Origin of the sequence: Photobacterium malacitanum (assembly GCF_900185615.1) — a bacterium.
Classification (GTDB): domain Bacteria; phylum Pseudomonadota; class Gammaproteobacteria; order Enterobacterales; family Vibrionaceae; genus Photobacterium; species Photobacterium malacitanum.
Genome location: NZ_FYAK01000002.1, coordinates 405,485 through 425,868 on the forward strand (window position 1 = coordinate 405,485; position 20,384 = coordinate 425,868).

At 35.6% G+C, this 20,384-nt stretch carries 23 protein-coding genes; 12 read left to right on the top strand and 11 right to left on the bottom strand.

Annotated features, from left to right (window positions below; translation table 11 throughout):
- Positions 1-17 precede the first annotated feature (17 nt).
- The gene (locus PMAL9190_RS07075) at positions 18-452 is read right to left on the bottom strand and encodes an RDD family protein (RefSeq protein WP_087844531.1); all 435 of its coding nucleotides are present in this window, start codon (positions 450-452) and stop codon (positions 18-20) included.
- A complete protein-coding gene (locus PMAL9190_RS07080) occupies positions 445-1,872 on the bottom strand; it encodes a coniferyl aldehyde dehydrogenase (RefSeq protein ID WP_235004313.1) in 1,428 nt (475 codons plus the stop codon). The genes PMAL9190_RS07075 and PMAL9190_RS07080 overlap by 8 nt, the downstream gene beginning before the upstream one ends.
- A gap of 182 nt (positions 1,873-2,054) precedes the next feature.
- Here PMAL9190_RS07080 and PMAL9190_RS07085 point away from each other — a divergent pair, with 182 nt between their 5' ends.
- Positions 2,055-2,714 (top strand): glutathione S-transferase, encoded by a 660-nt coding sequence (locus PMAL9190_RS07085; RefSeq protein ID WP_087844532.1) that lies wholly within the window; start codon positions 2,055-2,057, stop codon positions 2,712-2,714.
- A gap of 42 nt (positions 2,715-2,756) precedes the next feature.
- On the opposite strand, the gene speG is transcribed toward PMAL9190_RS07085, so the two are convergent.
- Positions 2,757-3,281: a spermidine N1-acetyltransferase gene (gene speG, locus PMAL9190_RS07090; protein ID WP_087844533.1), complete on the bottom strand. Its 525-nt coding sequence runs from the start codon at positions 3,279-3,281 to the stop codon at positions 2,757-2,759.
- Positions 3,282-3,419: 138 nt separating this feature from the next.
- Positions 3,420-4,319: a LysR family transcriptional regulator gene (locus tag PMAL9190_RS07095; RefSeq protein WP_087844534.1), complete on the bottom strand. Its 900-nt coding sequence runs from the start codon at positions 4,317-4,319 to the stop codon at positions 3,420-3,422.
- Positions 4,320-4,450: 131 nt separating this feature from the next.
- On the opposite strand from PMAL9190_RS07095, the gene PMAL9190_RS07100 reads away from it, so the two are divergent.
- Both PMAL9190_RS07100 and PMAL9190_RS07105 read left to right on the top strand, forming a co-directional pair.
- The gene (locus PMAL9190_RS07100; RefSeq protein WP_087844535.1) at positions 4,451-4,990 is read left to right on the top strand and encodes an NADPH-dependent FMN reductase; all 540 of its coding nucleotides are present in this window, start codon (positions 4,451-4,453) and stop codon (positions 4,988-4,990) included.
- Between the two features lie 157 nt (positions 4,991-5,147).
- A complete protein-coding gene (locus PMAL9190_RS07105) occupies positions 5,148-6,530 on the top strand; it encodes an endonuclease/exonuclease/phosphatase family protein (RefSeq protein ID WP_087844536.1) in 1,383 nt (460 codons plus the stop codon).
- A gap of 79 nt (positions 6,531-6,609) precedes the next feature.
- On the opposite strand, the gene PMAL9190_RS07110 is transcribed toward PMAL9190_RS07105, so the two are convergent.
- Positions 6,610-6,939 (bottom strand): hypothetical protein, encoded by a 330-nt coding sequence (locus PMAL9190_RS07110; protein WP_087844537.1) that lies wholly within the window; start codon positions 6,937-6,939, stop codon positions 6,610-6,612.
- Positions 6,940-7,158: 219 nt separating this feature from the next.
- Here PMAL9190_RS07110 and PMAL9190_RS07115 point away from each other — a divergent pair, with 219 nt between their 5' ends.
- From PMAL9190_RS07115 to PMAL9190_RS07125, 3 genes are all read left to right on the top strand, one after another.
- Complete coding sequence (locus tag PMAL9190_RS07115; RefSeq protein WP_235004314.1) at positions 7,159-7,521, top strand: VanZ family protein; 363 nt, start codon at positions 7,159-7,161, stop codon at positions 7,519-7,521.
- Between the two features lie 520 nt (positions 7,522-8,041).
- A complete protein-coding gene (locus tag PMAL9190_RS07120) occupies positions 8,042-8,704 on the top strand; it encodes a potassium channel family protein (RefSeq protein WP_159458369.1) in 663 nt (220 codons plus the stop codon).
- Positions 8,701-10,068, top strand: a complete 1,368-nt coding sequence (locus PMAL9190_RS07125) for a TrkH family potassium uptake protein (protein WP_087844539.1) — start codon at positions 8,701-8,703, stop codon at positions 10,066-10,068. Before PMAL9190_RS07120 ends, PMAL9190_RS07125 begins: the two co-directional genes overlap by 4 nt.
- A gap of 80 nt (positions 10,069-10,148) precedes the next feature.
- Here PMAL9190_RS07125 and PMAL9190_RS07130 read toward each other — a convergent pair whose 3' ends face one another.
- The 5 genes from PMAL9190_RS07130 to PMAL9190_RS07150 all read right to left on the bottom strand — a co-directional run bounded on the left by PMAL9190_RS07130 (position 10,149) and on the right by PMAL9190_RS07150 (position 13,927).
- Positions 10,149-10,808, bottom strand: coding sequence for a YdcF family protein (locus tag PMAL9190_RS07130; protein WP_087844540.1), 660 nt, complete (start codon positions 10,806-10,808; stop codon positions 10,149-10,151).
- Positions 10,809-11,073: 265 nt separating this feature from the next.
- Positions 11,074-11,616, bottom strand: coding sequence for a YaeQ family protein (locus PMAL9190_RS07135; RefSeq protein WP_087844541.1), 543 nt, complete (start codon positions 11,614-11,616; stop codon positions 11,074-11,076).
- Between the two features lie 94 nt (positions 11,617-11,710).
- A complete protein-coding gene (locus PMAL9190_RS07140; protein WP_087844948.1) occupies positions 11,711-11,998 on the bottom strand; it encodes a GIY-YIG nuclease family protein in 288 nt (95 codons plus the stop codon).
- A gap of 112 nt (positions 11,999-12,110) precedes the next feature.
- Complete coding sequence (locus tag PMAL9190_RS07145; RefSeq protein ID WP_200813382.1) at positions 12,111-12,770, bottom strand: YceH family protein; 660 nt, start codon at positions 12,768-12,770, stop codon at positions 12,111-12,113.
- 182 nt (positions 12,771-12,952) lie between these two features.
- Positions 12,953-13,927, bottom strand: a complete 975-nt coding sequence (locus PMAL9190_RS07150) for a GGDEF domain-containing response regulator (protein WP_087844543.1) — start codon at positions 13,925-13,927, stop codon at positions 12,953-12,955.
- Positions 13,928-14,142: 215 nt separating this feature from the next.
- Between PMAL9190_RS07150 and PMAL9190_RS07155 the strand changes: the two genes are divergently transcribed.
- From PMAL9190_RS07155 to PMAL9190_RS07170, 4 genes are all read left to right on the top strand, one after another.
- On the top strand, positions 14,143-14,595 hold the full coding sequence (locus tag PMAL9190_RS07155; RefSeq protein ID WP_087844544.1) for a DUF3069 domain-containing protein: 453 nt from the start codon (positions 14,143-14,145) through the stop codon (positions 14,593-14,595).
- Between the two features lie 387 nt (positions 14,596-14,982).
- Positions 14,983-16,257, top strand: coding sequence for a winged helix-turn-helix domain-containing protein (locus PMAL9190_RS07160; RefSeq protein WP_087844545.1), 1,275 nt, complete (start codon positions 14,983-14,985; stop codon positions 16,255-16,257).
- Positions 16,258-16,652: 395 nt separating this feature from the next.
- Positions 16,653-17,609, top strand: a complete 957-nt coding sequence (locus PMAL9190_RS07165; protein ID WP_087844546.1) for an SPFH domain-containing protein — start codon at positions 16,653-16,655, stop codon at positions 17,607-17,609.
- Between the two features lie 14 nt (positions 17,610-17,623).
- Complete coding sequence (locus tag PMAL9190_RS07170) at positions 17,624-18,082, top strand: NfeD family protein (protein ID WP_087844547.1); 459 nt, start codon at positions 17,624-17,626, stop codon at positions 18,080-18,082.
- A gap of 88 nt (positions 18,083-18,170) precedes the next feature.
- Here PMAL9190_RS07170 and PMAL9190_RS07175 read toward each other — a convergent pair whose 3' ends face one another.
- Complete coding sequence (locus tag PMAL9190_RS07175) at positions 18,171-18,491, bottom strand: hypothetical protein (RefSeq protein WP_087844548.1); 321 nt, start codon at positions 18,489-18,491, stop codon at positions 18,171-18,173.
- Positions 18,492-18,673: 182 nt separating this feature from the next.
- Here PMAL9190_RS07175 and PMAL9190_RS07180 point away from each other — a divergent pair, with 182 nt between their 5' ends.
- Both PMAL9190_RS07180 and PMAL9190_RS07185 read left to right on the top strand, forming a co-directional pair.
- On the top strand, positions 18,674-19,420 hold the full coding sequence (locus tag PMAL9190_RS07180) for a hypothetical protein (protein WP_087844549.1): 747 nt from the start codon (positions 18,674-18,676) through the stop codon (positions 19,418-19,420).
- Between the two features lie 314 nt (positions 19,421-19,734).
- Positions 19,735-20,217 carry a hypothetical protein gene (locus PMAL9190_RS07185; protein WP_087844550.1) on the top strand — a complete coding sequence of 161 codons (483 nt, stop codon included), beginning with the start codon at positions 19,735-19,737 and terminating at the stop codon, positions 20,215-20,217.
- The last annotated feature ends 167 nt before the right edge of the window (positions 20,218-20,384 follow it).

Here is a 20,384-nt window from a genome sequence, read left to right on the forward strand (position 1 = left end):
ACTTTTATTACAAGCTTTTAATTACAAGCTTTAACCACAACTGTGCGGGCCAATTTATCGTGCCAGCCCTGTTTTCTTTTATCCCATCCAACCCACATTAGGCCAAGCCCAAAAGGAATCGTTGACACAAAATAGCCTAAATAACGTATCACCGATTGTTTCACACTGGGTTTATTACCGGTATTAGCATCAACGATCTGCGCTTTAATGACCATTTTCCCAGGTGTGGCTGATTTATAAATCCAAAATAAAATCACCCCAACAAACGGTAATAAGTAATTGATTATTACATCCATCGGCCCAACAGCAAAACTATCGGTTGCTGGATACATTTCACCATACACGAGATACATAAGCGGCGCTGTTATCAAAGCGACAATTGCAGTATCAACCAAACTGGCTAATACACGCGGCCAAAATCCGACATACATCATTGTTGTTTGATCATTCATATCGAGATAGCTTTCTATTTATAATAAAGTTAATTAATCGTTTACCTATTTTTCCGTAAGGCGCATAGAGATATTTAGTTGAACTCATCGCGGCTTGCTGCATCACTGGGCGCATTTTAGATAAACGTTCAAACCCTTCTCGACCGTGGTAATGCCCCATTCCGCTATGACCTATGCCACCAAAAGGTAAATCATCCTGCGCGACATGTAACATAACATCATTCAATGCAACCCCACCTGAACGTGTTTGATCTAATACTTGCTGTTGTAATACTTTATCATTACTGAATAAATACAACGCTAATGGACGCTCTCGTGCATTAATATAATCCAATGCTTGTTGAAGGCTCTTATAAGTTACAACGGGCAATAATGGTCCAAAAATTTCACGCTGCATTACTGTCATCGCATCTGTTGGCTGACAAACAAGCTGTAACGGAAACTTGCGTCGTTGTGGATCGGGAGCTGAATGAGGGATCAAATTAATTACCTTTGCGCCCTGCTGCTGCGCATCTTTAACGGTATCACACAAACGAATAAAAGCAGCATCATCAATAATTGAGGTGTAGTCAGGATGCTGAATATCGGTAAACCGTTGTGCCATGATCGATTGTGCGTGTTTGATGAGTTCATTTTCTAAATCTTCAGGGATCAGCAAATAATCAGGTGCAACACACGTTTGACCACTGTTATAAACCTTACCGCCAAGAATACGTGATAACGCTGTATGTAGATCATAATCATCGGCCAAGATAACTGGTGATTTACCACCAAGTTCCAACGTTACAGGTACTAAATTAGTTGCGGCTGCCGCCATAACAGCTTTACCTGTAGTAGTAGAGCCCGTAAAAATCAGATGATCAAACGCTAGCTGTGAAAAAGCGATACCTGTTTGCCCCTCTTCGGCAATAATGCATATTTGATCGTCACTGAATTCATGACCAAACAATTGCTGTAATAATTGACACAAAGAAGAGGAATTTTCTGACATTTTCACCATCACACGATTACCTGCCGCTAATGCTGCTACCATCGGCGCAATCGTCAAAAATAGTGGGTAATTCCACGGCACAATAATACCGACAACACCTAACGGCTGTGGAATAACTTTATTCTGTGCTGGTTTAAACCATAACGAAGTATGTCGACGCTGTGGCTGCATCCATTTTGGCAAACGCTTAATCGCATCATTAATTGATTCTAACGAGGTAAATATTTCAAGAAGTGCTGTTTCAGTGGCTGAACGGCAACCAAAATCAGAGGCTATTGCTTGACAAATCTGTGACTGATTTTGGATTATCAATTGCTTTAATTTTTTTAACTCACTGATACGACAATCTAAAGAGGGCATAGGTTGCAGCATAAAAGCCTGATGCTGGCGCAAGCGGTAATGTTCAAGTTTTGCAACTGATGTCATCATAGGTTAGTCATCTTCTAGTATAAAATCTATCAAACTGTCTACCTAATATACTCATAGCAATACTATCTAGAACAGCATTATTTTGTTCTCCATCGCATTAAAATCACAGCCGATATCTTATTATTGAGAATATGTACTAAACTTAATTATCATTAAAGGACAGAATTTTTGGGAGGGATCAGATGACAAAACCAATATTATATAGTTTACGTCAATGCCCTTATGCTATACGGGCACGTTTAGGTTTACGTTTGGCAGAACAAGACGTGGAAATTCGTGATATATCCCTAAAAGACAAACCCATCGAAATGATGGCGGTAACATCAAAAGGCACTGTCCCTCTTTTAGTATTAAATAATGGTGATTATATTGATGAAAGTCTGAATATTATGATTTGGGCGCTAAACCAACATGATCCTCAAAATATACTCTTAGCAGACAATAGTCATTTATTTACAGATATGATCAACCTTATCGCTCGTAATGACTGTAAATATATTGCCGCACTTGAACACTACAAAGCAGATATCCGTTACCACAATCCCGATATCGCTATTTATCGTAATTTATGTCGTTCTTTTCTTGATGATCTCGAACAGCGCCTTAACAAACACCGTTTCTTGATGTGTGATAACCCAAGCCTTGCTGACTATGCGATTTTACCTTTCATTCGTCAGTTTTCTCATGTTGAACGGCAATGGTTTCGCCATGCTCCCTACCCTCGATTACAAGCTTGGTTAGAAATGCATTACCAAGATCCTATTTTTTCAAAGATAATGGAAAAGCACCCTCGTTGGCGATCTAGCCATGCCTCCACTTCATATCCACATGAAATAGCATAAAAAATTATTACCCTGACAATATTGCACTGTCAGGGTATTTTATTATTTGTTACGACTAGCGATATACTCATCTTGCAACATATACATACGCTTAACGTCAGTATACTGGCCGTTAATGAAGATTTCCTTCACCAAATGACCTTCTTCAATAAAACCGCACTCTTCATATAAATGAATCGCTTTTTCATTTTCAGTTGCAACGTGTAAATATACTTTATGCAAGTTTAAAATCGTAAAGGCATAATTTAAAGCACGGTTAATTAGTGCACGCGCATAACCACAACCTTGAAAATCAGGTGCAATAATAATCTGGAACTCTGCACTACGGTGAATGCTATTGATCTCAACGAGCTCAACCAGACCAATCGATTCTTTTGCATTGTTTTCAGCAATAAAACGACGCTCAGTACTGTCATGAATATGCTTACGATAAAGCTCTTCTAGCTCATAAAATGACTCATACGGCTCTTCGAACCAGTATGACATAATGGCACGGTTATTATTTAATTGATGAATGAATCGTAAATCTGTTTGTTCTAAAGCACGTAGTCGAATTTCATTATTCATTATGGTTATCCATTTCCTAAAAATCACTATTCTAGAATAATCTATTAGTGAACTTGTTGTGATCTAGAAAATATCACTAAAACGTAAAAATAAAAGATGTAAAATGTAAATTTTTACGACAATATGCTAAAAATACAACTAGCCGCTTATTTTACATTCTAACAGATCGATAAATCGCCTCACCTTCGCTGATAAATGTTTTCGACTTGGATAAACAACATACACATTTACTAATGTACGGTCGTATTCAGACAATACTGCTACTAACTCTCCGTTTTCTACTTCTGATTCAATATAAAACTTGGGTATATGGCAAATTCCGACCCCACTAACAGCCATAGCCACCATCATTGGCGCGCTATTACAACGTAACTTTTGTTGAACATCAACATTAAACGGTTTGTCATCTACTGCTGTATATTGCCATTGGTTTGACTTTTTAAGATTGCTATAACATAAACACTGATGGTGAATCAGTTCCGATGGATGTTTTGGCACACCGAATTTTTGAAGATAGCTTGGCGCAGCAACGGTGCATATTGGACTGCTAAAAAGACGTTTACAAATTATACTTGATTCAGTTAATGCGACTGATGCACGAATAGCAAGATCATAGCCATCAGCAACAACGTCCACCGTTTTATCATTTAAATCAATATCTAATTGCATATCAGGATACAAGGCTAAATAGTCACTAAATACCTGCTGTAAATATGTTGTCCCTAACCAGACCGGACAACTTATTTTAAGGGTACCTCTTGGATTTAAGCTGTCTTGTGAAATAAGCCCTAATGCTTGCTCTGCATCTATAATCAATTGTGTACATTCTTGGTAATAGACCTCCCCTTCAGGAGTCAATGCTAACGAGCGTGTCGTACGATTAAGCAACCGTACGCCTAGGCGTGCTTCTAATTTATTAATTTCTTTACTAATGTGTGAGTTTGAATGCCCAAGTACTTCAGCAGCAGTACTAAAACTACCACTTTTAACAACTTGAACAAAAATAATGATGCCATCAAATAATTTATTATTAGTCATATGGAAATAGTTAAAATACTTTTGGTCTATTAATTAATTTAGACTATCAATATACACTGGAAAAACACCAATAAGGTATCGTTATTAACCAATCAATATAACGAATACAAGATTATAATGAGGGATTAAATATGAAATTACTTACTTTTGCCGCTAGCAGCAGTCGCCAATCAATTAATAAGCACCTTGCAACATATGCAGCATCGTTAGTTACAAATGCTGAAATTGATTTATTAGATATTAATGATTTTGAAATGCCACTTTATAGCATTGATCGTGAAACTGAATCTGGTATTCCATCATTAGCGCAAGACTTTTTGGATCGTATCGCTCAAGCTGATGCAATAATCATCTCTTTTGCAGAACATAATGGTTCATATACTGCCGCCTATAAAAACCTCTTTGACTGGGCATCACGTATAAACCCTAAGGTTTACCAAAACAAACCAATGGTATTACTGGCCACTTCCCCAGGCCCAGGTGGTGCAAATACAGTATTAACCACTGCCGTTACTTCTGCACCGTATTTTGCAGGTGAAGTAAAAGCCTCACTCTCTGTACCTAGCTTTTATGATAATTTTGACTTTGATACCGCTAAAGTAACCAACACTGAACTGAATAGCGCATTAACAGCCACGATTAATAACTTAACTGAAAATAAACAATCCTAAAAAAAAAATAGATCTTAGTTCCAAACTAAATAATAACATGATGCTGTAGCAGCATTGATTGCAAAAAAACTCTGTTGAGATCACTATTAATAATAAATCTATCAGTATAATTCTGAGCTAACTAATGATTGTTGTTGCGAATTAACTGAGATTACGGATGAAATTAATTAAAAGTCTTGCTGCTATTGCCATTACTTCAGTCCTGTTAGGCGGGTGTAATAGCCATAATACGAATAGCGTTAAACCTGTGGCAAAGGATGTCACTATCGCTACCTTTAATCTGTCATTTGATCGTACTAGCTTTGAGCAACTCGTTGATGAAATGCAAACCTCTCCTGCTGAGCAACAAGCATTAATTAAAGGCTTTAATGACAATACTCTTACTCCAGAACAAAAACAAAAAGCCCTTAAAATTATTCAAATCCGTAATGTTGCTGCAATTATCCAAACCAAACGCCCTAATGTCATTCTTTTAGCTGAGTTTAATAATGATGGCACCGGTGAAAATACTGCTGCACTGACAGGTTTCCAAGATAATTATCTCTCTATTGGTCAAAGTCCAAATAGCATTGATGGTGGTGATACGCTGGAACCAATCAAATACCCGTTCTTTGAAAGCTATGCAACCAATACAGGTTTAATGAGTGGCTTTGATCTTAATAACGATGGAAAAGTAAATTCAGGTCCTAACGATGCCTGGGGATTTGGTCTATATCACGGTCAATACGGATTTTCTCTGATGTCACAATATAAAATCGACACAGCGAATACCCGTACCTTCCAAAACTTTAAATGGAAAGATCTCCCTTCAGCAGAAATGCCAACAATCACCAATTGTAATGATCCAGAAAATAAAATACCTGATGGTATGGCGTGTGGTGATGACTGGTACACCCCAATTGAATGGGACAATCTACGTTTATCATCAAAAAATCACGTTGATGCACCGATCATTATTCCAACCGCTAATGGCGAGCAAACCATTCATATTTTGATGTCGCATCCAACACCACCAGTATTTGATACGGTGACTCAAAAGAATAAAATGCAAAACCGCGATGAGATTCAGTTTTGGAATAACTACATTACCCACGGTGACTTTATTTACGATGATAAAGGCACAACTGGCGGCCTTGCAGAAAATGAAAAGTTTGTAATTGTGGGTGATTTAAACGCAGATCCTTATGCTGGTGACGGTTACCGCCAAACAATTGAAAGCTTATTAAACCACCATCGTGTTAACCAAACTGCGACGGACGGTGAACTGACGCCGAGTAGCTTAGGGGCTGAAACTTGTTTTAGTGATGGCGAATGTCGTCAAGATAACCCTTATCCAAATCGTTTAACCAGTAATTTTGGTTTACAAGTCGACCACGCAATTCCATCCAATAACCTCAATATCACTGCTTCTGGCGTATATTGGCCTGCGCATGATCAACAAGGTCGATTACTTGTTAACGATGCGCGTATCGGTGAAAAAGGTGAAGGAAAAGACGTATCTTCTGATCACCGCATGGTATGGATAAAAGCAGCACTATAAGTCTGTTGCGCTACGATGAGATAAATTAAGGCACTTAGTGACGGCAGCTAAGTGCCTTTTAATTTCAACAGACGTGTAATTAGAACAAGCTTGGCTGAGGATTATGTTCAGCACTTAGTGTATCAATCGAAGTCACGCCCTCAAAATGAGCTATCCATGCCATATTACTGCGGGGAAATTCTTTTGCTATGGCTTTTTTGAGTTGTTTTAATAAGCTCATGCTATCAAAAACACGTGTTTTATTATCAAAACCAAATTGCTTAAAGATAAAATGATCGGCTTCTTGTTTTAACACCACAATACCGCGATCTTTTTTAAATGTTCTAGCTTCTATCGCCTCACCTACCACCATATCAGTCAATGCTCTCTGAAAAGTATGATGCAATTGAGAAATATGTACTTTAGCCATGACGTACTCAACTTTCGTTATTATATTAAAGGCAATAATGCATCATAGAATGTTGTTATCGATCACCTCTATTCAATTATAATTAACGTTGGTGTAAATAAGCCTTAATTGCTCATTTTTCCAACCATCATCAAACAGTTATCGGTTAGTATGGCTGTTGTTAACCTGCATCGACATCGATATAATTTGCATCTTTACCTTCTTTAAAGAGATCTATTTATGGTGTCACGCTTTAGCCAATTTTTTCATGCCTATTGGAAGTTAATTAGTTTACTGATACTTATTCTTATTACAGTCTTATCTTTAACACCACAAGCTGAATTACCTGTTGTTGCAGGCACAGACAAAACCCATCACTTCATTGCTTACGCTACTTTAATTTTTGCTGTCGCATTTGTTAAACCTAAGCAATGGTTAGCAATTGCTGTTTTTTTCTTTTGCTGGAGTGGTGCTATTGAATTGATTCAACCTTACGTTAATCGTTATGGTGAATGGCTCGATCTAGCCGCCAATACCGGTGGATTAATTTCAGGCTTTATTATTGCTAGAGTAATGGCTTATATTTGTCGAACAAAGCATTAATACTCAGCTCTCATCGTTATTTATTCTGTTGCCTGACCAATTGTTGACAAAATAATGGTTATTTAGGTTTATTTTGTCTATACATAAATGACATTGCTTATGACTCATACAGGCAATATAACCATACAATATCGGCTGATAATTCAGCATATATTGAGTGAATAACACAATTAGAGCTAAATATAAGATTACTATTTTCAACGCTATTATTGTTCACTTTTCATACTAAACAACAAAAATAACGTTTAATCATATAGTTACGATTGGCATGTTATTTGACTGTAATAAAACATCAATGAAACTTGAGATTCATTAACTTGAATTACATATAAAATGCGAGCAATATCCGAAAATTATACCTAACCGGAATTTGATGATTCTATGTGCATCGTCATAATAAAAATGACTTAACGAAATGGATACTCAGTAGCATAGAAATCGCTAATTTGTTAATTCAATGTTTTTACAATCAACAACAAAACAAATAAAGCATTACTCAAAAGTAATGTGGGGAAAAAAAATGAATGCTGAAGATAAGCAGTTTGCTGTAATTGGCCTTGGTCGATTTGGTATGTCGCTATGTGAAGAACTTAGCGAGCGCGGAGCACAAGTATTAGCCATTGATATTAATGAAATGTGTGTTCGTAAAGCCGCTGATATTGCCACCCAGGCTGTCGTCGCTGATTGTTCAAATGAAGCAACTATTGCGGAACTAAAACTTGATGATTACGATTTAGTCATGGTTGCTATCGGTGACGATATCAATGCTAATATCTTAACGACATTATTATTAAAAGATGCCGGTGTTAAAACGGTCTGGGTCAAAGCCAAAGATACCCCACATTGTAAAATCCTTTCAAAAATTGGCGCTGATAAAATCATAAGACCAGAACGCGATATGGGCATCCGCATTGCTCGTAATATGTTAGATAAACGTGTATTTGAATTTTCAGAACTTGGCAGCGGCATTTCTTTAGCTGAAGTTGTCGTAACAGCACGAAATATGGGTAAACCTCTGTCACAACACCCTTGCGCAAGCAGTGATGAAACCCAAGTGTTAGCCCTTAAACGTGGCCCTGAGGTACGTAAGGCTCCTGATATGGAAATGGAAATGCAAGTTGGTGATATTTTAATTATTACTGGCCCTGAAGATGTATTATCAGAAACATTAAGAAAGTTATGAGTTTTATCCCTAATCGGGCAATGTATGTCCCTATAAAAACAGACAAACGCAATAAACGTTGGTCTGAACCGAAAATCATTATCTTTAGCTTTTTAGCGATTTTGATCCCTGGTGCCATTTTATTAACCTTACCGGTATTTTCTGTATCCGGTTTAAGTTTTGTTGATGCGCTTTTTACGGCAACGTCTGCGATTAGTGTGACAGGACTTGGCGTTGTTGATACAGGTACCCACTTTACTACCAGTGGTAAAGTCTTATTAATGATCTTAATGCAGATTGGTGGCCTTGGACAAATGACCTTATCTGCTGTTTTGTTATATATGTTTGGCCTACGCGTTAGCCTACGCCAACAATCGCTAACAAAAGAGCAACTCGGGCAAGAAAAGTTCACCAATATACGTTTACTGGTTAAACACATCATTATTTTCGTTATTGTCTGTGAATTGATTGGTACATTTTTTCTATCACTACGTTGGGTACCAATGATGGGATGGGATAAAGGTCTATTTACGGCTGTTTTCCACTCAATATCAGCGTTTAATAATGCTGGTTTTTCACTATTTTCTGATAATTTAACCCAATATGTTGATGATCCTTTAGTGATTATTACTATTGCTATGCTCTTTATTCTAGGGGGTTTAGGCTTTACGGTTATTTCAGATTTACAACGAAATTCACATCGTGGTTTTCATTTTTTATCACTGCATTCAAAAATAATGATTATTGCGACACCAATATTATTACTTGCTGGCACAATAATGATTTGGTTGCTTGAACACGATAATATGCAAACATTAGGTAGCTTAAATACTTCTGGTCAATGGCTTGCAGCATTCTTTCAATCAGCAACAGTACGTACAGCAGGCTTTAACAGTGTTAATATCGGCGCATTTACAGAGCCTGGTTTATTAGTTCTGATGCTTTTAATGCTAATTGGTGCAGGTTCAACATCAACAGGTGGTGGTATTAAAGTATCGACCTTTGTTGTTGCAATTTTGGCGACTTGGTCATTTTTAAAGCAACGAGATCGGGTCGTTTTATTTAAACGCACTATATCCAATCAAACCGTAACCAAATCACTGGCAATTATTGTCGTCAGTGGAATTGTGTTGTTGATAGCGATGTTTGCTTTAATGCTAACGGAAAAAGCACCATTCTATGAGGTCATGTTTGAGACCATTTCAGCCTTTGCAACTGTAGGTGTAACCGCAGGTTTAAGTGCAACTCTTTCTGAACCAGGTAAATACATTATCATTGTGGTTATGATCATTGGTCGTCTCGGTCCATTAACATTAGCTTATATGCTGGCGCGTCCAAAACCTACATTGCTTAGTTACCCTGAAGATAACGTTGCTGCTGGTTAATCGTAACACTCGTTAAAACCATAAAAAGCGTGTTTCTAATTCTTTCTATTAGAAAGTATATGGAAACACGCTTTTTTATATTAATCTCTTGGAAGTTCTGATGACAAATGGCCATCAAACCCTACTGCAACGAGGTGTTGATATGCTTGCCACACTAATTGAGGGATCACTTGTTCGCTTGAAAAACCTAAAGCAGGATAATAACGAATACGCTGTAAATCTCCCACCATCACATTAATAGTGTCGCCATAGCTAATAACATCGTTCGCAAAATCATCAAACTCAATCGGCGGAGATGCCACCAGAGCCGTTTTCGTTGGCCATTGTTTTTCAAATGTTGCCAGCGTTCGACGCTCCATAAATGGCTTTTGTACTAAAATAAAGCTTTGTGGATCAAGTTGCTTATCTTTTAATAGCGCTCGCGTTTTTATAATATTATCACCCGTATTGGTCGCTTGTGATTCAATATAAATACAGTTATTTGGAACGCCCATTTCTCGTGCTATATTTGCAAAATGTTCAGCTTCTGAGCATGGAAATAGTCCTTGAGTAATTTCTCCAACATTGCCAGAAAAAACAATATAAGGCGCATACCCTTGTAAGAAAAGCTCAGCTGCATACTCGGCAACTCTTATATCATTACTACAAAGCACAAATAAACAATCACTTTTCAGCAATGATTGATGTAACAAATGATAATCCCAAACAGTTTTAGCTGAACGATAAATGTTTGACGGCATAAGCAATCCTTTGGTTATCTCAAATTCTTATTTCAATAATGATGACGATAAATTGTATATTGCTAATATCAAAAATATCATTTTCATTATCAGTAGTGTTTTGATTTTATTCGTTACCTCACGCTACCATGAGCACCCTCAATATACTACAGCTGAATAATACCAAAGCCAATTAACCTACTGTTACTTAAAAATGATCAAAAAAAATGGAATAAGTCTGCACTTATTCCACTCTTTTTAGCAATACTTATAATGGTCGTATTGATTAACGCTGCCACCATTCAGGCATAATCGAAATACTTGTACCATGTTGATCACTTAGCCAAGCTTGCTCGCTTTCAATCGTTAATTGTAACTGCATTGAACGCTCAACTAACTGCTCTAAGCACTTTAATTCCTCATCACGGATAAAGACCACTGATACATTTTTTAGAGCACTGATCTTAGTCTTATTTGCTTGCCACCACACAGGAGCGGCATGATCACCATAAGCATAAACAATCACTTTCTTAGCGCGATGTGATGCTTTACGAATACGTTTTTCATCAGGTAAACCCAACTCAACCCATAATTCAATTTCATCTACTAAATTTTTCGTCCATAAATCAGGCTCTTCAGTAGAACTTACGCCTTTAGTAAATTGTAAGTCGGTGTCAGCATTTAGTCCCCATGCCAGCACTCGCAGCATAAAACGCTGCAATGTTTCTGATGGATGACAAGCAACAGTATGCTGACTATCAAGATAAACATGGCGATCCATGTCTGCTACGTTAATATTTACTTTGTATATAGTGGCACTGATCGCCATGGAAAAACCTTCAAGATTGTAATCATTTCTAAATAACAATGTTCGCAGGCCATAGATTATTTATGGCACACCAACACAAAAAAACGCTAACGTTTTAATCACCAAACAACATATATAAAGAAGTATTCTGCACAATCAACTCTTCTTTTTGCGCTTTGGTTAAACGTTTTTTAATTCGATACTCAAACTGCATTGCATCGCGTTTAGATTTTACCTGCTGCGACCACACTAACGTTAAAGGGGCTTTACCTTTAAGGTATTTAGCCCCTTTCTTACTATGTTGATGCTCTTTAAAACGACGCTCAACATCTGTGGTAACACCACAATAAAGTGTCCCTTGTCGAGTACGTATAAGATAAACAAACCAAGGTATGGTAGACATAATAACAAGCCGCAAAACAAACAGGCTCAACATATAATGTTGAGCCTATATAAACGATAACGCTGCACAAATACAGGCAGAGTAATCTACCAGTATTCGTAAATAATAGAAACTATTCTGTCAATGATTCTAACATTGCTTGTAATTCAGTCAGTTGTAACTTTAATTGCTCAACATCTTGCTCTAACGCAATGATTCGCTCTTCATTAATTGTACTACTTGCAGTGGCAGTCTTAACAGGAACATAATTATCAACATCGATCTCGCCACTCAGTAAATGCATATAACGGCAATCACGTTTACCTGATTCTTTTGGCAATTTAACAACATAAGGCCCTTTTTCGTCTGAAGCTAATTGTTCAAGTACTGATTCTGCTTCATGTGTATCAGCAAAATCACACAGACGATTAGTACGAGTACGAATTTCACCTGCACTTTGCGGCCCACGTAATAGCAACACAATAATAGCGGCTAATTGTTGTTTATTAAATTGCAATGAGCCAAATTCAGTATTGCAAAAACGATGTTGGAACTTAGAAACACGACTACCAAAACTTGATACATCGCGCACCATTCGCTTTTCTTTCAGCTCTTCTAACGTATCAAGTACCGTTGCTTCATCAAGTGCCATAACAGGCTCGCGACTTGATTTTTGATTACATGCTGTCGTTAACGCATTGAGCGTTAAAGGGTATTGATCTGGAGTTGTAATTTCTTTTTCAAGTAAGCAACCAATCACTCGAGCTTGGTGTTCTGTTAATTGCATATCCATGATCATCCTATTCATCATTACCAAATAGCTTTAAAGTAAAAATACAGTATTAATATTCATCACTCACAAAGCCATTACTACAATACAGTGTCAAAATACTCTAAGAAGACTAGCACATTTAGCTTTCGCAGCAAGCAGTTAGCTCATCAAATGCAATAATCTTGACCAAAGACAAGTGAATATTAGTTTTCATTATGGCTGACTAAAGAATATGGGTATTCTGCTGTTACGAATTGATCACGGCCATTATCTTTTGCTTGGTATAATAAAGTATCAACCGCTTGATATAAATTCTCGACCAATTCAAGTCCTGTTGGCACCCATGAAATTGCACCTTGGCTCACTGTCAACTGATTGCTAATTAACGAATTCTCATGTGGAATGGCAAGCTTAAAGATCTCATCTTTAAGACGTTGACACTCTTTAATTGCTTGTTTTTCATCGCAATTACAAATTAATACAATAAACTCTTCACCACCATAGCGACCACAAACCTCCCCGGCGCGATTAAATATTTTTTTCAAACTTGTAGACAATAGTTTAAGACAATTATCTCCTTCAATATGTCCTTGGAAATCATTGAATAATTTAAAGAAATCGACATCTAGTAGGATAATTGTTAACGGTAAATTGTTGCGTCCATGTAAGGCAATAAACTCTTTTAACTTTTGATCAAGATAACGTCGATTAGCAAGCTTTGTCAGTGGATCTTCATTTGCTTGTTCTAACAATAACTTATTTATTTTCTGTAACTGTATCGTCGTATGTTCTAACCGTTGCCGCATAACAGAAATTCGGCTCATTGCTTGCATTTTTGCAGCCAAAATAATCGAATTAACAGGTTTAACCAGATAATCATCGCCACCAACATTAATGGCTTTTGCGATAATATGAGGGTCATCAAGACCGCTTAAAAATATCACAGGTACCCACTCTTGGTATTGATGTCGAAGTGTGTGGACTAATTCAATACCATTTTGTTTCGGCATTTCAATATCAATGAGTAACAAGTCGGGTTTAAACTCTGTATAACACTTCAACAGTTCAGCACCTGATGATACTGACTTAACAATATGACCAAGATTAGTTAGACATGCCGTTAAATATAACCGCTCACTAGCGATATCATCGGCAATTAAAATCCGCATCACTCCCATATTAGATCCTTATACGATAGCAAGCATACAATATAAAACATATTGCATTGTTCGTGCCATATATGCTGGGTATGAAAAATTTCCCTTAACAGCGTGATTGCACCATGACTATTTACTAAAATAATTTTTATTATAACTTTTATAATCATATATTGACATTTATCAGTAGGAATATAGGATTCCTCCTCTCAAAACACAATGCGTTAGGAAAAACTATGTCTGAAATTAATAACAACGAAGAGCAAATCATTGAAGAAACAGTATTCACACTAGATGACTGTTCTCCAGAACTTCGCCAAGTAGTCAAGTTTGAAGAAGTGCCAGCAGAGTTGATTGATATGCTTGTGAACGTTTATAAGGTATCAGAACCTACTTCACGTGAAGCATGGAATACATTGCCAGCCAGCGCACAAAATGTTTTGGATAATTTCGAGCAATTTCACTCTCTTGTTGCACTAAGCCAAAGTTACTCTGGTGTAGACTTCCTTGGTGAAATGCAAGATACCAAATTCCCAGAAGACATGAGCGCTGATGAGCAAGCAGAATATAAAGCAACAATGCTTGATAAAGTACTGGCTAACTGCGTTAAAGACATGTGTAAACAATTGAAGAAAGCACGTCGCAACCCACCAATGAAACGCGAGTTTACTGAGATTTTTCAAAAGTAATTGCTATTTCAGCGACAAATAATGTCTAAAGAAAGAGCATTCACGCTCTTTCTTTTGTTAAAACAAAACATTCACCAAGATAATTAATCACATCGAAATTTTTTTAATGTAAAAATCACGTCAATTAACATCTTTTATTGATAATAAATAACACAGCCCTATATAAAAAGTGCTTATAAGGCATATTTTTATTTGTCATTGATTTGGAATATTCTTATTTGTGAATTATTTTTAATTTCTATGCGGATAATGATTTAGCATATTGTATTTCATGGTAATAATTAATATTATCACAACAATTAGATATAACTTTAACACCTATAAGTCATTTTATAACTCTTTCATGATAGAATTGACAAACTAAAAATTAATATGTGAGGTTTATAAATGGCAAATATTGAGCAAATAAGATTTAGAACAAAAGTATGCTTCATTGCAAGCCAAGGCGTACTCAAAACATCTGAATCTACGCTCAAACTAAATTTGTCAGAACAATATATTCTTACCTATCTGATCGAGAATCATAGTACTCCTGTCACTAAAGATGAGTTACTCAAGGTTGGCTGGCCTGATCGTATCGTTACTGAAGCCTCACTATTTCAGGTTATTCGTGCGTTACGTGTAAAACTTAATGAACAAAACAAAGGTGATGTGATTGAGACATTGCCTCGTGTCGGCTACCAAATTCGTGAATTTACGCGAGAAGAAGTTGATCTAAGTGAACAAAAATCACACTCTATTATTAGTAAGATTAATAAAAAGACTGTTGCCTCTATCGTTATTTTAGGTGCAGCATTATTTGGTAGCGGTGCATGGTATATGTCACCAGCTCAAACAGAACCTACACACTTTTTAACCGAAAATGAAAAGATCGGTACTAATAATATAACCTTTATCACCAAAAATTTAGAACAACAAGTTGACTTAAGAAATAAAATCAAAGCTATTTTTTCACAGCAAGTAAACAAGCATGGAAAAATATTAACAATGGATCATAAAATTTATTTTTATACCTCAGATGATTTTTATTCTATTGCTTGGTGTAAAGTCAAACCAGAAACTAATCAATGCATACCTATGACTGATTTTAGTTATAAAATTGCGCCTGATGAATGGACTCAATTCACTCATCTAATTATTGATAATGAAAAGCTCTTTCATGAAGATATTAGTATCGCTTCTGACGCTATCCACGAACCATTGTCAGTTGTCTACCGCTCATATCTTGGTGATTATGGTGTCACATATAAAGTATCAAATTTTTATATATCACCAACAGATAAAAATAATGTTTTCGATTATTCAAAAGTTAGTTTCATTGCGGATAAAAAAACAGGTCGTTATCAGGCTTTATCACTATCAGCAGAATCGTTAACAATAATTAAAAAGGACGCTCAATTTATTGCGACCTTAAAAATTACACCTGAAGTTTTTCACTGGGCCTATCAAGCAAATGCTAATTTAAGTGAAAATAAGTCTATTATCTTTTCAGATGATGATAATGCGTCTAGTTCATATAAAAATAATGCGATTCGTTATGACTATATCATTGCCGCTCAGAAGAAATTACAGCTCATATTAGGTGAAAATTCAGGCCTTTATTGGCTACACAGTAGTAAAAACAACCCATTAACTGTTTTACCAACAAAGCATTATAAGTAATTTATCATTTTTAATATTTCTACACTCTAGGTTAAGAACTAAGCTGGTAAATTAAAAATATGCTATAAATATTAACTGATACACTATTTTAACTGAGTGCATCAGTGGCCACCTTTTATCTATAGTTTATTGCCAAGCGGCACCTATCTTACTCTCCTCTTTCAGATAAATAAAAATAACCATATCCTGCAAACATTCAATATTTACAGATATCAAGCATGACATTAACCATTACGCAGCAATATGTCATAATTTAAACAATATGTTGTGAACATAATAACCAAATATGATACTGTTCTATAATAATATATTATCCAATATGCATTAATAAGTAATACATTCGGTTATAAAACTAACAGTAAACTCAAAGGTTAATCAACATAAGGAATATATAGATGCCGCTTGATCTCATAACTAACTTGCTTACAAGTCCACAACTGTATTTATTGATATTTATTGTTGTCACACTTAAATTAAGTATTATTTTTGTTCCACAAAATGAAGCATGGCTTATTGAACGTTTTGGTAAATACCGAGCAACCAAGGAGGCGGGTTTAAACTTTATTATTCCATTTATTGATAATATTAGTGCAAAAAGAAGCCTTAAAGAAACCGCGGTTGATGTTCCATCACAATCAGCCATTACCAAAGACAATATTAGCCTTGTTGTTGATGGAGTACTCTATTTTCGTGTTCTAGAGCCTTACAAAGCGACATATGGTGTTGATGATTACCGTTTTGCTGTAACTCAATTAGCACAAACAACAATGCGTAGTGAGTTAGGTAAAATGGAACTCGACAAAACATTTGAAGAACGTGATCTTTTAAATGCGAATATTGTTGCAGCTATTAATACCGCATCTGAGCCTTGGGGTGTACAAGTATTACGATACGAAATTAAAGATATTGTGCCACCAAGTTCGGTGATGGCTGCAATGGAAGCACAGATGAAAGCTGAGCGTGAAAAAAGAGCACAAATCCTTGAATCAGAAGGTGATCGTCAATCAGCAATCAATGTCGCAGAAGGTAAAAAACAAGCGCAAGTACTCTCTGCTGAAGCAGATAAACAAGAGCAAATCCTAAGAGCCGAAGGTGAAGCCGCTGCTATTTTGGCCGTTGCAGATGCTCAAGCACAAGCATTACGAAAAATTGGTGAAGCAGCAGATACAGAGCAAGGTCAAAAAGCAATTCAACTTGAGTTGGCAACCAAAGCTATTGAGGCGAAAAAAGCCATTGCTAAAGAGTCATCAGTTGTTCTTCTTGCTGATGATGCAACCAATGCAAGCTCGATGGTTGCTCAAGGTTTATCAATCATTAATTCAATTAACAAAGCTCAAACAGGTAAATCCTAGAGCTAAGGTGTTATATGTTTAGCAATATTCCGCAAACATTAGTCACTTTAGGGCTATTAGCTCTTATTATCGAAGTGCTCATACTCGGTTGTAGTACATTAGTATTGCTATTTTTTGGCGTGGCGATGCTACTTACTAGTGGTCTAATTTACATTGGTCTAATTGATGCTAATTGGTTAAGTACAATTTCAACCTTAGCGATTATAACGCTGTTGTTAACCATTGCACTCTGGAAACCACTGAAAAAATTACAAAATAAATCAACTCAAACAGAGATAAATAGTGATTTTGCTACTATCCAATTTGAACTAGAAGAAGACTTATTACCATCAACTGTATATAACTTTAATTACTCCGGCATTCAATGGAATGTTAAATCAACCTCCCCCATCGATAAAGGTGTCATTGTAAAAGTAGTCAAAAAAGAAGTCGGTATCTTATGGGTTGAACCTGTTGATAGCGCAATAAGTTAAAATCACACTATAAAACATTTTATCTATAATTAAGCCGTTAATATTTCATAACGGCTTATTTTTTTACATCCCTACCAAATAATATCTATTAATCAACAAGTTCTGTTTTTTCTAATAATTGACAAAACTGATGCTTTATAATTGTCTGACTAATGTAAATAACATTAATCGTATTGTTAAAATACGTATATGCTAATCGAAACACAGCATCTTTGGCCGCCACAATTTTATATTCATATATTCTTAATCCATTGTTACGCAATTGCCTGGCTGTCTTTATCTTTGCTGACTGCGTAAGAATTAAATGTGGTAACCGCTCTCTTACATCTTTATAAATAATTTCTTGATATTGTTGTTGTAAGTGAAAAAATTTTCGTAAATGCCTATTTTCGCTATAAGTAATATTCATAGTTTAAATATCTAGTTATATTTTTATTTATTATATTCCTGTATTTTCTGATATTACAGCTTAAGCAGATTAAATCCCCCTTCAATAAAAGTGAACATTATTCACAGAATAATGCTCATACTATGCATAAATGACAAATCTGTACCACAATTAAGGTGTACCAGCGAAAAAGGAATACGCTAATGAGTACGAGATTAAGTGATACAGTCAGTATCGAACTGCATATTCAAGCCGCTGTTAGAGAAATAGCAGCATTTACAGAGCTTACAGCACGCTCGTCGTCAATCGACGATCGAATGCATGAAGCTATTTATCAAACTAAAATATTTTTCACGTTATACTTAATGCTGCAATCACTTCATAGCGAGGCAAAAAATACTACAGCTAATGTTCTTTCTCAACATAACATCACGTCCCCTGAAGTTAATTTTGAATGGGTATTACAGCATTGTTTTAATATGTTTTATATCTCAAATCACGACCACGCAATAGAGCAAGCAAATACATGTAGTCAAATAACAACAGTAACATCTGATGATATGTTTCGTTGGCTGGCATCCCCTATACATGAAAATCTTGAGAATATGATAACGGCACTCGCCACTAAACACGTTAAATTTCTTGCATCTCTATTTTCACAACAACAAGATATTGATAAAGAATTATTATCTGTTTTCAGTCATGCTATGACAAATAACACATTAGATCTTGGCATTAAATTATCATCACAAGCAGGTAGTCAATTACTTGAACAAGTAATCCACTCTCGAACAGGAACTGTGTGTCTTATCTTTTTTAATATGTCTAAAGATCAAGAAGAAAAACTAGCTATAAGTCAATATCTAGCAGATATAGATAACTTTTATGACACCTTAACCGCTAATGGCTTAAAGCAAGGATTAATATTCTTAGATAATCTATCCAAATAATATCCATCCAACAAAAAGAGAATATGTATTCTCACTCACGGGTGAGCAATACATATTCTCGACTCAATTTTTTAAATTACTAATGAAATAAATAACAGTACTCAACAAATCACCATATTAAATAGATCCAACCTTATATTCACAATCTAAATAAATAGACGCAATAACCGGCTCTGCCGTATTCATCGAATAAATACATTTTTCTTTATTTGTCAATTTTGTGATATTGCTCCCATTTAAAGACACATTTTCATTAAGAATTAAGAAAATAATTCATTATTATTCAGCTTGCATTATTATTAGGATAACAATGAGTGAAAAAGCTTTCTTTATATATAATTCCTGTACAGATCTTTTTAGCTGTGTATTGGTTAAAAAATGGCTTTCTTGATAAAATAGTCGGAATTTTTCTAGGTATAATTCACCCTGAAACGGCTTATTATGGTTTAACATGGAATGGGTGGCATGATCGTATTGTTGACAGTTGGGATAATAGCCGAGTAGGCCATTTATTTTTTAGTCCATTTTTCGACATTTTATTTCCTACAGTCATTGTTTTACAATGTTTGCCTTTTTTATTCATTTTTATGTCAATCATAAAAAAAGAATTTTTGACGAACAAACATCGTCCATGGTTAATAAAATCAGCTATCTCATCATTTGTCGTCACAGCCGCTATGATTTTTAGTGAAACATTATCAAATACTAGAGATGCAGAATATTTACTACATTTATTTAGTATTAATATGATATTAATCATCTATATTCATTTTGTTGAAAAAATAATAGAAAAATAACTTTCAACAACCCAAATAATGATAACAATAAAAAGAGTATTGTTACTTTTTTTATTGTTTCATTATTAAATCTTTCATTCCGTTACTGCCTCCATTTTCTCATAAATAAGAATATGTGATTTATTTCTCTCAAACATATCGATGAATAAAATAACTCTATGAAAGAG

Excerpts from the sequence above, each read along its gene's own strand:
- PMAL9190_RS07075 (WP_087844531.1), bottom strand. The coding sequence starts at position 452 with ATGAATGATCAAACAACAATGATGTATGTCGGATTTTGGCCGCGTGTA.
- PMAL9190_RS07080 (WP_235004313.1), bottom strand. The coding sequence starts at position 1,872 with ATGATGACATCAGTTGCAAAACTTGAACATTACCGCTTGCGCCAGCAT.
- PMAL9190_RS07085 (WP_087844532.1), top strand. The coding sequence starts at position 2,055 with ATGACAAAACCAATATTATATAGTTTACGTCAATGCCCTTATGCTATA.
- speG (WP_087844533.1), bottom strand. The coding sequence starts at position 3,281 with ATGAATAATGAAATTCGACTACGTGCTTTAGAACAAACAGATTTACGA.
- PMAL9190_RS07095 (WP_087844534.1), bottom strand. The coding sequence starts at position 4,319 with ATGACTAATAATAAATTATTTGATGGCATCATTATTTTTGTTCAAGTT.
- PMAL9190_RS07100 (WP_087844535.1), top strand. The coding sequence starts at position 4,451 with ATGAAATTACTTACTTTTGCCGCTAGCAGCAGTCGCCAATCAATTAAT.
- PMAL9190_RS07105 (WP_087844536.1), top strand. The coding sequence starts at position 5,148 with ATGAAATTAATTAAAAGTCTTGCTGCTATTGCCATTACTTCAGTCCTG.
- PMAL9190_RS07110 (WP_087844537.1), bottom strand. The coding sequence starts at position 6,939 with ATGGCTAAAGTACATATTTCTCAATTGCATCATACTTTTCAGAGAGCA.
- PMAL9190_RS07115 (WP_235004314.1), top strand. The coding sequence starts at position 7,159 with ATGGTGTCACGCTTTAGCCAATTTTTTCATGCCTATTGGAAGTTAATT.
- PMAL9190_RS07120 (WP_159458369.1), top strand. The coding sequence starts at position 8,042 with ATGAATGCTGAAGATAAGCAGTTTGCTGTAATTGGCCTTGGTCGATTT.
- PMAL9190_RS07125 (WP_087844539.1), top strand. The coding sequence starts at position 8,701 with ATGAGTTTTATCCCTAATCGGGCAATGTATGTCCCTATAAAAACAGAC.
- PMAL9190_RS07130 (WP_087844540.1), bottom strand. The coding sequence starts at position 10,808 with ATGCCGTCAAACATTTATCGTTCAGCTAAAACTGTTTGGGATTATCAT.
- PMAL9190_RS07135 (WP_087844541.1), bottom strand. The coding sequence starts at position 11,616 with ATGGCGATCAGTGCCACTATATACAAAGTAAATATTAACGTAGCAGAC.
- PMAL9190_RS07140 (WP_087844948.1), bottom strand. The coding sequence starts at position 11,998 with ATGTCTACCATACCTTGGTTTGTTTATCTTATACGTACTCGACAAGGG.
- PMAL9190_RS07145 (WP_200813382.1), bottom strand. The coding sequence starts at position 12,770 with ATGGATATGCAATTAACAGAACACCAAGCTCGAGTGATTGGTTGCTTA.
- PMAL9190_RS07150 (WP_087844543.1), bottom strand. The coding sequence starts at position 13,927 with ATGGGAGTGATGCGGATTTTAATTGCCGATGATATCGCTAGTGAGCGG.
- PMAL9190_RS07155 (WP_087844544.1), top strand. The coding sequence starts at position 14,143 with ATGTCTGAAATTAATAACAACGAAGAGCAAATCATTGAAGAAACAGTA.
- PMAL9190_RS07160 (WP_087844545.1), top strand. The coding sequence starts at position 14,983 with ATGGCAAATATTGAGCAAATAAGATTTAGAACAAAAGTATGCTTCATT.
- PMAL9190_RS07165 (WP_087844546.1), top strand. The coding sequence starts at position 16,653 with ATGCCGCTTGATCTCATAACTAACTTGCTTACAAGTCCACAACTGTAT.
- PMAL9190_RS07170 (WP_087844547.1), top strand. The coding sequence starts at position 17,624 with ATGTTTAGCAATATTCCGCAAACATTAGTCACTTTAGGGCTATTAGCT.
- PMAL9190_RS07175 (WP_087844548.1), bottom strand. The coding sequence starts at position 18,491 with ATGAATATTACTTATAGCGAAAATAGGCATTTACGAAAATTTTTTCAC.
- PMAL9190_RS07180 (WP_087844549.1), top strand. The coding sequence starts at position 18,674 with ATGAGTACGAGATTAAGTGATACAGTCAGTATCGAACTGCATATTCAA.